Annotated in this window: 9 protein-coding genes and 2 pseudogenes; 8 read left to right on the top strand and 3 right to left on the bottom strand. The window is 59.6% G+C overall.

Annotated elements, in window-relative coordinates:
- Positions 1-402 precede the first annotated feature (402 nt).
- Together ACW5XD_RS23590 and ACW5XD_RS23595 are read left to right on the top strand one after the other, a co-directional pair.
- Positions 403-669: pseudogene (locus tag ACW5XD_RS23590) on the top strand (transposase); the annotation flags it as partial.
- A gap of 12 nt (positions 670-681) precedes the next feature.
- Positions 682-885, top strand: a pseudogene (locus tag ACW5XD_RS23595) (integrase core domain-containing protein); the annotation flags it as partial.
- A 148-nt stretch (positions 886-1,033) separates the two neighbouring features.
- Here ACW5XD_RS23595 and ACW5XD_RS23600 read toward each other — a convergent pair.
- From ACW5XD_RS23600 to aspS, 3 genes are all read right to left on the bottom strand, one after another.
- Positions 1,034-2,650, bottom strand: coding sequence for a phosphoethanolamine transferase (locus ACW5XD_RS23600; RefSeq protein WP_456496975.1), 1,617 nt, complete (start codon positions 2,648-2,650; stop codon positions 1,034-1,036).
- A 288-nt stretch (positions 2,651-2,938) separates the two neighbouring features.
- Positions 2,939-3,679, bottom strand: coding sequence for a YebC/PmpR family DNA-binding transcriptional regulator (locus ACW5XD_RS23605; protein WP_456496976.1), 741 nt, complete (start codon positions 3,677-3,679; stop codon positions 2,939-2,941).
- Between the two features lie 92 nt (positions 3,680-3,771).
- Complete coding sequence (gene aspS / locus ACW5XD_RS23610; protein ID WP_456496977.1) at positions 3,772-5,538, bottom strand: aspartate--tRNA ligase; 1,767 nt, start codon at positions 5,536-5,538, stop codon at positions 3,772-3,774.
- A 432-nt stretch (positions 5,539-5,970) separates the two neighbouring features.
- Here aspS and ACW5XD_RS23615 point away from each other — a divergent pair, with 432 nt between their 5' ends.
- The 6 genes from ACW5XD_RS23615 to ACW5XD_RS23640 all read left to right on the top strand — a co-directional run bounded on the left by ACW5XD_RS23615 (position 5,971) and on the right by ACW5XD_RS23640 (position 12,285).
- The gene (locus ACW5XD_RS23615; protein WP_456496978.1) at positions 5,971-6,819 is read left to right on the top strand and encodes a DUF72 domain-containing protein; all 849 of its coding nucleotides are present in this window, start codon (positions 5,971-5,973) and stop codon (positions 6,817-6,819) included.
- Between the two features lie 389 nt (positions 6,820-7,208).
- Complete coding sequence (gene cmoA, locus ACW5XD_RS23620) at positions 7,209-7,952, top strand: carboxy-S-adenosyl-L-methionine synthase CmoA (protein ID WP_456496979.1); 744 nt, start codon at positions 7,209-7,211, stop codon at positions 7,950-7,952.
- A gap of 3 nt (positions 7,953-7,955) precedes the next feature.
- The gene (gene cmoB / locus ACW5XD_RS23625; RefSeq protein ID WP_290017070.1) at positions 7,956-8,933 is read left to right on the top strand and encodes a tRNA 5-methoxyuridine(34)/uridine 5-oxyacetic acid(34) synthase CmoB; all 978 of its coding nucleotides are present in this window, start codon (positions 7,956-7,958) and stop codon (positions 8,931-8,933) included.
- 52 nt (positions 8,934-8,985) lie between these two features.
- On the top strand, positions 8,986-9,774 hold the full coding sequence (locus tag ACW5XD_RS23630; RefSeq protein ID WP_456496980.1) for an ATP-dependent zinc protease family protein: 789 nt from the start codon (positions 8,986-8,988) through the stop codon (positions 9,772-9,774).
- Positions 9,775-9,777: 3 nt separating this feature from the next.
- On the top strand, positions 9,778-11,316 hold the full coding sequence (locus ACW5XD_RS23635; RefSeq protein ID WP_456496981.1) for an inactive transglutaminase family protein: 1,539 nt from the start codon (positions 9,778-9,780) through the stop codon (positions 11,314-11,316).
- A gap of 3 nt (positions 11,317-11,319) precedes the next feature.
- Complete coding sequence (locus tag ACW5XD_RS23640) at positions 11,320-12,285, top strand: alpha-L-glutamate ligase-like protein (protein WP_043141648.1); 966 nt, start codon at positions 11,320-11,322, stop codon at positions 12,283-12,285.
- The last annotated feature ends 127 nt before the right edge of the window (positions 12,286-12,412 follow it).

Consider the following 12,412-nt stretch of genomic DNA (forward strand, 5'->3'; position numbering starts at 1 on the left):
CCATGATGCTGATTTGAAGAGGGATTTGGTGATCAGATCACCGTCTCCACCATAAGTTCAATTCAGGTCACTCCGATTTGGGAAACAACGCCCTTCGAAGTTCATCGCCCTGACCGCTCCAAACGCAGGCTTCAGGGGAAATCGGCTCCTACCGATGCTGAAAGTGCAGCGCGATCCGTTTAGTGCTACCGCGATAGCAAAGACCCAGTCAGGCGCGGCAGAAATGATGCGAGTGGTATCAGTAGCCAGACGCAGCGCCGTCAAAGCCAAAACGCAGACAATGAATCAACTCAGAGCATTGCTTGTCAGTGCCCCCCAGGATGTTCGTGAACGGCTCTGGAAACGCAAGCCCGCTGATTGTGCAAAGGGATGCGCACGAGTGAGGCCACTGGGTACTACTGATGTGGGGTTAACCCTTTACCCGCATCCTCGGGAAAGACCGTACGACATCGCTTAAACCGAGGTGGTAACCGTGCAGCAAATAATGCGTTATGGACGATTGCAATGGTCCGGATGCGGGGAGATCCACAAACCCAATCTTACGTCGCACGACGTAGCGCCCAAGGCTTATCTTCGAAAAAGATCCAGCGTTGCTTGAAACGCTATATCGTCAGGGAACTCTACCCTTTGATCTTGGCCGATTTAGCTGACTCAGCGCGAGCTTGTTGACATAGGAGCGTCAACGCCCCGATGGAGCGGTTGTTCAGGAGCCTGAAGTCAGAGTGGCTCCCGGTAACGGGATACATGAGCCTGTGGGAAGCGAAGCGGGATATCAGCTATTACCTGATGGATTACTACAACTGGCGGCGTCCACATCAACACAATGACGGGATGCCGCCAGCAAAAGCCAAGGATCGGCCTAACCAAGTGTCCGGATTTAGTTGACCACTACAACGCTGGCCCATAGCTGTATGTCAGTGAAACCCGTGTGCCTTTTGTTCTCGAGTTATTACTATTACTTGGGTGTAGTAAAGTAGAGCTAGACAACAACACACCTTTACTTGCTATACGAAATGTTTTTAGAGCGAACATTTTACCCCGCCCGGCACGGCTTGAACAGATCAAGCGCACCGTCATACACCTTGGTCTGCACATCCATGATGCCCAGCATGGAGTGAAACAGGTTGTCGTGGGAGAAACGCTGGCTGGCCGCCTCCTGCTGCAGGCAATCCATGTTCAGCCGGCGATCTGCCTGCAACTGGGGGGAGAGCCAGGTCAGCAGCGGTACCCGGGTCTGATCGTCAGGCGCGAACTTGTAGGGGGTGCCGTGCAGGTAAAGCCCCATGGCACCGAGGGATTCGCCGTGATCGGAGAGATAGACCAACCCCACGTTGTAATCGTTCTGCAACGTCTTGAGCTTGTCGATCAGCCGTGCCACCACCTTGTCGGTGTAACGTATGGTGTTGTCATAGCTGTTGACCAGCTCTTCATTGGTGCAGTTTTCGATGTCGCTGCGCGGGCAGTCCGGCACGAAGACCCGTTCACTGGCGGGATAGCGGCGATAGTAGGTCGGGCCGTGGCTGCCCATCAGGTGGAAGGCCACCAGCTTGTTGCCCTTCATCTGCGCTATCTGCTGATCCAGCCCCTCCAGCATTACCTCGTCGTAGCAGGAGCCTTTCTGGCAATACTGCGGGAACGCCTTGGCCTCTATGTCTATGGTGGGCACGTTCTTGCACACCCCCTTGCAGCCGCCATCGTTCTCCTTCCACAGCACGGAAACACCGGCGTGTTGCAGTACATCCAGCATACCGTCCCGAGACTGGGCCAGGGTGTCGTCATATCCGCGCCGAGTGAGATTGGAGAACATGCAGGGCACGGAGACGGCCGTGGCAGTGCCGCAGGAGCGCACGTTGCGAAACGAGACCATACCCGCCTCCTGAGCGGTGAAGCTGTTGGTCTGCTTCCCATAACCGTTGAGGGAGTAGTTCTGGCTGCGCGCCGTCTCCCCCACCACCAGAAACATCAGGGTCGGCTTGCTGCCCTGCCCCACTACTTTGGCATCGATCCCCAGCGACTGATAGGGGATGGGGGTGGCAAACAGGATATCCGTGGCGTAACGATAGAGACCGTGCACATAGTTGGCAGGCACTATCTCCTTGCCGAGGGACTTGTTGTTGCGCCCGACCGAGGCGTAATCCTGGTAATAGAGGGCGGCCACCCCCACCAGAAACAGCAGCGACAGGGCGATGGAGCCAAGGCGCAACCCCAGTCCCTTATACCAGGGACTGGGGTAGGCTATTTTCACCCACAGCAAGGCCAGTGCCGGCAGCACGCCGGTCAGCAGGAACCAGAGCGCGACCGAGCCATTGAGGTAGGCCGTCGCCTCCCCGCTGTTGGTCTCGACTATGTTCTGCACCATGCTCACGTCAAAGATGACGCCGTACTTGAGCATGGCATAGCTGACTACCGAGCCCATCAGGATCAGCAGCACGAAGAAAGGCTTGAGCAGATAGCGGAAGGTAAAGGGCAGAAACACCGCATTGAGCGCGGCCAGCAGCACCAAGGGTATAGAGAGGGCAAAGCCCGCCTTGACGTGCTCCAGCTGGGTGAGGATACGGTAAAAGTGCAGGAAGATGGGCCAGTTGAACACCAGTGCAAACAGCAGCACCAGCAACAGATTCACCTTCATCACTCCCAGGGTGATGCGCATAACGATACTCCGACAAACCAGGCAGGACTGGGGCCCCTGCATGGGGGCTCCCGTTGTAAGTGCTCGCTTGCCGCGCACCTCTTCCTGAGGGCAAGCACGGCAAGGGGCTGGGGCGCCCAGACACGGCAGGCAGCTTAAGTCGCCAAACTTAAGGGGAAATTAAGGCGAGGAAATGCCATGGCCAGCACGATCTTCAGGTGCTAGCTCATCATAAGAAAAACGGCAGCCGAGGCTGCCGTTTTAGCGGGGGCGAACAGAGCGTCGCCACCTGAGTGTTCACGGACCGGATTACAGGGTCGCGGCGACTTCGTCGGAGATGGAGCCGTTGTGGTACACCTCCTGCACGTCGTCCAGATCTTCCAGCATGTCGATCAGACGCATCAGCTTGGGTGCGGTTTCCGCATCCAGCTCGGCCTCGGTGGAGGGGATCATGGTCACTTCGGCGCTCTGGGCCTTGAAGCCGGCGGCTTCCAGCGCATCCAGCACGGTGCCGAAGTCGTTCGGGGAGGTGTACACCTCGATGGAGCCATCTTCCTCGGTCACCACGTCATCGGCGCCAGCTTCCAGTGCCGCATCCATCAGGGCATCTTCGTCGACACCGACGAAAGTCAGCAGCCCTTTCTTGCTGAACAGGTAGGCGACCGAGCCGTCGGTGCCCAGGTTGCCACCGCTCTTGCTGAAGGCATGACGCACTTCCGCCACGGTACGGTTGCGGTTGTCGGTCAGGCACTCCACCATCACGGCGGATCCAGCCGGACCGTAGCCTTCGTAGACGATGGTCTCAAGCTGCTCGCCGTCGCCACCACCGGCCCCACGCGCGATGGCGCGGTTGATGGTTTCGCGGGTCATGTTGCTGGTCAGGGCTGCCGTCACCGCGGCACGCAGGCGCGGGTTGTTGGCAGGATCCGGATCGCCGATACGAGCCGAGGTGGTGATTTCACGGATCAGTTTGGTGAAGATCTTGCCGCGCTTGGCATCCTGAGCTGCCTTGCGGTGTTTGATGTTGGCCCATTTACTGTGACCTGCCATAGAGACTCTCCGTTATATTTTTTAGATTTCAATAACACAAAGTGACCGGGTAGGCCGCGCTGGGCGCGGCCGGGACTGTGCCGGATGCCGGCTTATTCATCACCCTTGACGGTCGTCGCAATTGCCAGTTCGCTCATCTGCGCCTGGTTGGCAAAGCTGGGGGCGTCTGTCATCAGACAGGCGGCCGCCGTGGTTTTCGGGAAGGCAATCACGTCCCGGATGTTGTCGGTGCCGGTCAGCAGCATGCTGAGGCGATCCAGACCGAAGGCCAGACCGGCGTGCGGCGGGGTACCGTACTTCAGCGCATCCAGCAGGAAGCCGAACTTGAGGCGCTGCTCGGCCGGGGTGATGCCGAGGATGTCGAATACAGTGGACTGCATCTCGCTGTTGTGGATACGCACAGAGCCGCCACCCACTTCGTAGCCGTTGATGACCATGTCATAGGCGTTGGCATAGGCGCTGAGCGGGTTGGCTTTCAGCTCGCTCGGGCCCAAGTTGCTCGGCGCGGTGAAGGGGTGGTGCATGGCCGCCAGGCCGCCTTCGCTGTCTTCCTCGAACATGGGGAAGTCGATGACCCACAACGGCTTCCAGCTGTTTTCCAGCAGACCCAGATCGCGGCCCACTTTCAGACGCAGGGCACCGATGGCATCGGCCACCACTTTCTTGCTGTCGGCGCCGAAGAAGATGATGTCGCCGTCGGCGGCGCCGGTACGGGCCAGGATCTCGCGCACTATCTCATCGGAGAGGAACTTGGCAACCGGAGACTGAACCCCTTCGAGGCCATTGGCGGCTTCGTTGACTTTCATCCAGGCCAGGCCCTTGGCACCGTAGATGCCGACAAACTTGGTGTACTCGTCGATCTGCTTGCGGGACAGCTCGGCGCCGCCCGGCACTTTCAGGGCCGCCACACGACCTTTCGGGTCGTTGGCAGGGCCGGCGAACACGGCAAACTCGACGGAGGTCAAGAGGTCTGCCACATCCACCAGCTCCATCGGCAGACGCAGGTCCGGCTTGTCGGAGCCGAAACGGCGCATGGCCTCGTCGAAGGTCATGATCGGGAAGTCGCCCAGGTCCACATTCAGGATGTGCATCCACAGTTTGCGGATCATCTCTTCCATGATTTCACGCACTTGCGGCGCGGTCATGAAGGAGGTCTCCACGTCGATCTGGGTGAATTCCGGCTGGCGGTCGGCACGCAGGTCTTCGTCGCGGAAGCACTTGACGATCTGGTAGTAGCGGTCGAAGCCGGACATCATCAGCAACTGCTTGAACAGCTGCGGAGATTGCGGCAAAGCGTAGAACTTGCCCTTGTGCACCCGGCTCGGCACCAGATAGTCACGGGCACCTTCCGGGGTGGCCTTGGTCAGCATAGGGGTTTCGATGTCGAGGAAGCCATGCTCGTCCATGAAGCGGCGTACGAAGGCACTGGCCTTGGCACGGGTCTTCAGGTACTTGGCCATCTCGGGGCGACGCAGATCCAGGTAGCGATACTTGAGGCTTACCTCTTCGCTGTTGACCTGGTTGAAGTCAAGGGGCAGCGGCTCGGCACGGTTGATGATGGTGAGTTCGTGGGCGAACACTTCGATGGCACCGGTGGCCATATCGCTGTTGCGCTGGGAGTCAGGACGGGTACGTACCACACCGGAGACCTGAATGCAGAACTCGCCGCGCAGTTCGGAGGCCAGGGCGAAGGCGTCCGGCTTGTCCGGATCGAAGAACACCTGCACGATCCCTTCCCGGTCACGCATGTCGATAAAGATCAGACCGCCGAGGTCGCGACGACGATGGACCCAACCGCACAATGTAATGGTCTGCCCAGCATGGGCCTCATTGACCTGTCCGCAATAGATAGAGCGCATGGACTTCTTCCTTCGAAATTGTAGAGAGACGGTGAACCTGGGTCGCCGGGCACGACTGGCAAGCACCGTCTGTCTCACAGCTGGCCAGAGTCTTGTTCTTACCCGGTTTGAAATCTGTCTCATACCGTCCGATCCCCTGGATCGGACACCTGCCACCGATATCGGCTCGACCAGAGGCGGCTGGCAAGCGGCCGGGCAGTCGGTCAGAGGGCATCGGAAAGCGTCGTTGTTTGGCCAATTCATGGCCGCTACCGTCGCCACAATATGCGCACAGCGGCGTGAGTCACAACAAATTGGCAAACAAAAGGGCTGGCATTATAGAGGAAAACCCCCATTTGGGTAAAATGGCCAGCAGCCCCCTTTGCCCTGTTTTTTACATCTCAAGGCAAAAAATGGGCGCAAAACGAGATAAACCCGCAGATAGGATCCGCCATGAGCCTCTTTTTGGGCCTGCCACAATGGTCACACCCGGCCTGGCCCGGTCAATTATTGGGCGTGGGGGCCAAACCCGCCGAGCACCTCGCCCACTACGCCCGGGTGTTCAACACGGTAGAAGGCAACACCACCTTCTACGCCTCGCCGACCCCGGAAACGGTGCTACGCTGGGCCGATGCCGTGCCCGCCCACTTTCGCTTCAGCTTCAAGTTTCCGAAAGAAATCAGCCATCAGAGCGATCTGGTGAGCGCCGACAAACAGGTGAGCGACTTTATCCAGTTGCTCACCCCGCTGCACGACAAGCTGGGACTGCTCAAGTTGCAACTGCCCGCCCGCTTCGGCCCGAGCGGCCTTCCCCGTCTCGCTGAATTCTTCAACCGGCTGCCGACACAGTTTCGCTATGCCCTCGAGGTGCGCCACCCCGATTTCTTCGCCAAGGGCGAGGCGGAGCGCAGCCTGAACCGTATGCTGATGGAAAAAGGCATCAACCGCATCATGCTCGACAGCCGGCCGCTGTTCTCTGTGCCAGCCACCACGGCAGCCATGATAGATGCCCAGGGCAAGAAGCCCAGACTGCCGGTGCATCTGCTGGCCACCGCCAGCGCCCCCGTGGTGCGGCTCATCGGTCTGCCGGATCCGGCCGCCAATCACCCCTTCCTGCCCAGTTGGTTGCCCCACTGGCGTCAGTGGCTGGCGGAGGGCAAGGATCTCTACCTCTTTATACATACCGCTGACAATGCCCAGTCACCCGAGCTGGCCCGCCAGATAACCCGCCTGTTGGGGCAGGAGATGGCCCCCTGGCCGGGGGAAAACGATCGCGCACGCCAGGGCGTGCTGCGCTTTTAGTCAGCCATTTCACAGGCTATCGGGCATGCGTAAAAAAAGCCGCTTTTTTGTGGCTGGACGGGGCTCGGCGTCAAGACAAACGCCCATCAATCCTCTACACTAGCGCCCCAAGCAAGGGGCCTGTCGTTGACCACTGCAATTCATTGCAACAAACAGCGCGGCTCCATATAAGGGGCCTGTCGTTGACCACTGCAATTCGTTGCAACAAACAACGCGGCTCCGGATCAAGGGCCCGGATGATGGCCCATTGCGAACAGGGCCGGCCCGAAGGATCTCACGGCCAGCCACCCTGTTCGTAAACCGGTGATAAAACAACCCTGAAGGGTGTCACCCAACGACTCAATTGAACAAACAGTCGGTTCATATACCGGCTGTCAGGTTGCGCCAGCATGCATACCAAAGACCAGATTTTTGCCGCCCCCATCGCCCGATTGGGGGACTTTTGCTTTGACGAACAGGTCGTCGACGTCTTCCCCGACATGATCCAGCGCTCGGTACCGGGTTACAGCAACATCATCTCCGCCATCGGCATGATGGCCGCCCGCTACGCCCAGCCCGAGAGCCGGCTCTATGACCTCGGCTGTTCGCTGGGTGCCGCCACCCAGACCATGCGTCGCCACGTGACCCAGCCGGGTTGCGCCATCACGGCGGTGGATCTCTCCCATCCGATGATAGAGCGCGCCCGCGCCCACCTCTCCGGCTTCAAATCCGAGGTGCCGGTAGAACTGGTGGAAGCGGACATCTGCGACGTCGAAATCGAGAACGCCTCCGTGGTGGTGCTCAACTTCACCTTGCAGTTCGTGGACCCCGACAAGCGGATGCCCCTGATCCAGCGCATCTTTGATGGGCTGCGCCCGGGCGGCATCCTGATCCTGAGCGAGAAGTTCCGCTTCGAGGATGCGCCGGTCAACGAGCTGCTCATCGATCTGCACCTGGATTTCAAGCGGGCCAATGGCTACAGCGAGCTGGAGATAAGCCAGAAGCGCAACGCCCTCGAGAACGTGATGCGCACCGACAGCCTGGAGATACACAGAGCCCGCCTGCGGGACGCCGGTTTCGTTCACCAGGATCTCTGGTTCCAGTGCTTCAACTTCGGTTCCATGATTGCCATCAAATCCAGCGACGCCAACTAAGCCATGATCGACTTTGCCAATTTTTATCAACTGATCGCCAAAAACCGGCTGAGCCACTGGCTGCATACCCTGCCCGCCCAGTTGCACGCCTGGCAGCATGACAACCAGCACGGGGACCTGCCGCGCTGGAATCGTGCCCTCAACAAGCTGCCCACGGTCGCGCCCGGCCCCATCGAGCTGCAACATGGGGTCGAGATCGGCCATGCCGAGAGCCTGGGCGAGGGGGAACGCAAGAAGGTCGAGAGCCTGCTGCGCCACTTCATGCCCTGGCGCAAGGGCCCGTTCACCGTGCACGGCATCCACATCGACACCGAATGGCGCTCCGACTGGAAGTGGGATCGGGTAGTGCCCCATATCAGCCCGCTGGCCGGTCGCTATGTGCTGGATGTGGGCTGCGGCAGCGGCTATCACCTCTGGCGCATGGTGGGGGAAGGCGCCAAACTCGCGGTCGGCATAGACCCAAGCCCGCTGTTTCTCTGCCAGTTCGAGGCCATCCGCCACTTTCTCGGCGGCGACCAGCGCGCCCACCTGTTGCCGCTCGGCATTCAGGAACTGCCGGAGCTGCGCGCCTTTGACACCGTCTTCTCCATGGGGGTGCTCTATCACCGCAAGTCCCCCATCGAGCACATAGAGCAGCTGCGCAACCAGCTCAAAGACGATGGTGAGCTGGTGCTGGAAACCCTGGTGATCGATGGGGGCGTCAACGACGTGCTGGTGCCCACCGACCGTTACGGCAAGATGCGCAACGTCTGGTTCATCCCCTCAAGCGCGGCCCTCAAGCTCTGGGTCGAGCGCTGCGGCTTCACCGACGTGCGGATAGTAGACGAGAATATGACCAGCACCGACGAACAGCGTCGTACCGACTGGATGATAAATGAATCCCTGAGCGATTACCTGGACCCTCAAGATCCAGCGCTCACGGTGGAAGGACACCCGGCGCCGAAACGTGCCGTACTGATTGCCAGAAAGGCCAAAGACTAGCCGATGGCGCCTGTGGAAGTTACACTGACCCAATTCCAGGAAGCACAGTTAAATGAATGACATGAAAAGCAAATTAAAAGGAATGACCCTGCTCTCCCTGCTCAGTCTCGGCGGGTGTGTCAGTATGGAGAAAGCGCCCCCGGTACCTACCTTGACGCTAGCCGAGCTTCGCACCGAGATCAATCTGAGCGAGCAACGTCTGCAAACATCCATGGAACAGCAACAGAAGCAGTATATGCAGCAACAGCATTTGCTGGTTCAGCTCAACACTGATGTCAACAACATGAAAGAGTCCGTGAAAAAAGTCGACAGCAAGCTCGAATCCTTGCCGCCCGAGCCACCCAAGCCCATGGTGATCCCGACCGAGAAGTGCCAGGCGCCAAGCCAGGGCCACACGGTCGATGGTAAACTGCTGGTCGGTGAAGCCGAGTGGATCTGGGTAGACGCCGCCAATGACGCCTTCCAGGCGCGGGTCGATACTGGTGCCACCACCTCCTCCATCAGCGCCCAGGACATCACCATCTTCGAGCGCAACGGCAAGAACTGGGTGCGCTTCTTCCTGAGCCACCAGGAGATGGATGACAAGATCCAGATCGAAGCGCCGCTGGTGCGTCACGTGCGGGTACGTCAGGCTTCTGCCGACGACCTCGACCGTCGTCCCGTGGTGCGTCTGGCTGTGCGGATCGGCGACATGACCGAGAAGGCCGAATTTACCCTGAAAGACCGCAGCGACATGGCCTTCCCCGTGCTGCTCGGTCGCGAATTCCTGAAAGATATCGCCGTGGTTGATGTGGCCCGCGAATATATCCAACCAAAACCCAAGCTCAAGGATGTGAAATAATCCATGGTTTCCCGTAAGCCGTTCTATTTGCTGGTCGCCCTGCTGTACATTGTCGGCTTGGGGATGACGTTGTATCACCACATCGCGCTGGACGTACCGCTGACGCCGGGCGAAAAACGCCAGATTTGGTCCATCGAAGCCAAGCTGGAATTTGAAGCCACCGGCGAACCGGTGATCGCCTCGCTGGCCATTCCGGGCACCCAGCCCGGTTTCACCCTGATGAACGAGAACGCCGCGAGCCCGGGCTACGGCCTGTCGTTCGTGGAAAAAGACGGGGATGCCCGCGCCGAGTGGTCCATCCGCACCGCCTCCGGCCGCCAGGAGCTCTACTACCGCGTCGACATGATGGCTGACGAGCATGCCAAGCCGGCAGCGCTGGCCCAGCCCCCCGTTATCGAGAAGCAGATCGAGAGCGAGCCCTACGCCACCGCGATGAAGCAGATCTCCGAGCGGGCGCAGGAGCGCTCCGCCGACGGCTACACCCTGACCCGTGAGATCATCAAGGAGATCGAGAAACAGGAGCAGAACGCCGAGCTACTGAAGTCTCACAAAAGCCGTGCCAACCTGATCGCCGAGCTGCTCAACAACGCCGACGTGCCGGCCCGCGTGGTGCATGCACTGAATCTGGAAGACGGACGTCGTCGCCAGGAACTGGTGGATTACCTGCAGGTATTCAACAGCCCGACCGACTACAAGCTGTTCAACCCGCAAACCGGTGAACAGGGTCGCCCTGCCAACCTGCTGCTGTGGGAATACAACTCGGGCGCCCTGCTGGACGTAACCGGTGGCCACAACTCCAAGGTGACCTTCTCGATGATCGAGCAGGAGCAACCGGTGAACGTGGCGCTGGCGCAGAAGTTCGAAAAATCGGAGATGATGAACTTCTCCATCCACAGTCTGCCGCTGGAAGAACAGGCGCTGTTCAAGGGTTTGCTGCTGATCCCCATCGGCGTGCTGATGGTGGTGTTCCTGCGGGTCATCGTCGGTATCAAGACCTCGGGTACCTTCATGCCCGTGCTGATCGCGGTCGCCTTCATCCAGACTTCTCTCATCACGGGTCTGATCGGCTTCCTGCTGATCGTCGGCACTGGTCTCATCATCCGTTCTTACCTGTCGCGGCTCAACTTGCTGCTGGTGGCCCGAATATCGGCGATCATCATCATGGTGATCTCGATGATCGGCATCTTCTCGGCGTTCGCCTTCAAGCTGGGGCTGACCGACGGCATGAAGATCACCTTCTTCCCGATGATCATCCTCTCCTGGACCATAGAGCGGATGTCCATCCTGTGGGAAGAAGAGGGTCCGAAAGAGGTCGTCCGTCAGGGCGGTGGTTCCCTGCTGGTGGCGGTCATCGCCTACCTGGCCATGGACAACGAGCTGATCCGTCACCTGACCTTCAACTTCCTCGGCCTGCAGCTGGTGCTGATGGCGACCGTGCTGCTGCTGGGTAACTACACCGGCTACAAGCTGAGCGAGCTCAAGCGTTTCAAACCGCTGGTGAACGAGATCAAGTCTGGCGCCACCCCGGGTAAGGACAAGTAACAGATGTGGTTCTGGGAAAAATACACCAGTCCGTGGAGCCTGTCCCAGGCAGGCATCCTCGGCATGAACAAACGCAACCACTCCTACATCAGCCGCTACAACCCGCGCAGCCTCTACCCGCTGGTGGATGACAAGCTGCAGACCAAGCGCATCGCGCTGGATGCGGGGGTGACTGTGCCGGAACTGATCGGCACCATCCGCGAACAGCATGACGTGACCCGCATCACCCAGCTGGTCAAGGATTGGCCGGGTTTCTGCATCAAGCCGGCGCGCGGTTCGGGCGGCAAGGGGATCCTGGTGATCCTGCGTCAGGAAGAGGGTCTCTTCTACAAGCCAAACGGCAGCGCCAGCAATGGTCAGGATCTGGAGCGCCATGTCTCCAACATACTGGCCGGGCTCTACTCGCTGGGCGGCAAGCCCGACGTGGCGCTGGTGGAAGGCCTCATCAACTTCGATGACGTCTTCGATGGCTACTCGTTCGAAGGGGTACCCGATGCCCGGGTGATCATCTTCAAGGGCTTCCCTGTGATGGCCATGATGCGCCTCTCCACCGCAGCCTCCGACGGCAAGGCGAACCTGCACCAGGGCGCCGTGGGCGTGGGCCTGTGCCTGCGCACCGGTCGGGCACTGCGGGCGGTGCAGTTTGGCAATCCGTTGCGTCATCACCCGGATACCGGCCTCGATCTCTATGAGCTCAAGGTGCCCCACTGGGACACCCTGCTGACCCTGGCGGCCTCCTGCTACGAGATGTCGGGCCTGGGCTACATAGGCACCGACATGGTGCTGGACAAGTTCCGCGGCCCCATGCTGCTGGAGCTCAACGCCCGGCCGGGCCTCGCCATCCAGATCGCCAACGGCCGCGGTCTGGTGCCCAACCTCAAGACCATAGAGAAGCTGGGCCAGGTGAAGATGAACGTGGAACAGCGAGTCAACTTCGCCAAGGATCACTTCGGCATCTTCGACGAGTAGTCCGGACATCGATGAAAAAAGCGCGCCAAGAGGCGCGCTTTTTTATGGCTATGTCCCAATTACGTGTTGCATGGGGTGCCCCAGCGCCTCATGCAAACACGCTTTGATATTTACTCCCCTTCCGTAA

Source organism: Aeromonas enterica (assembly GCF_054052465.1).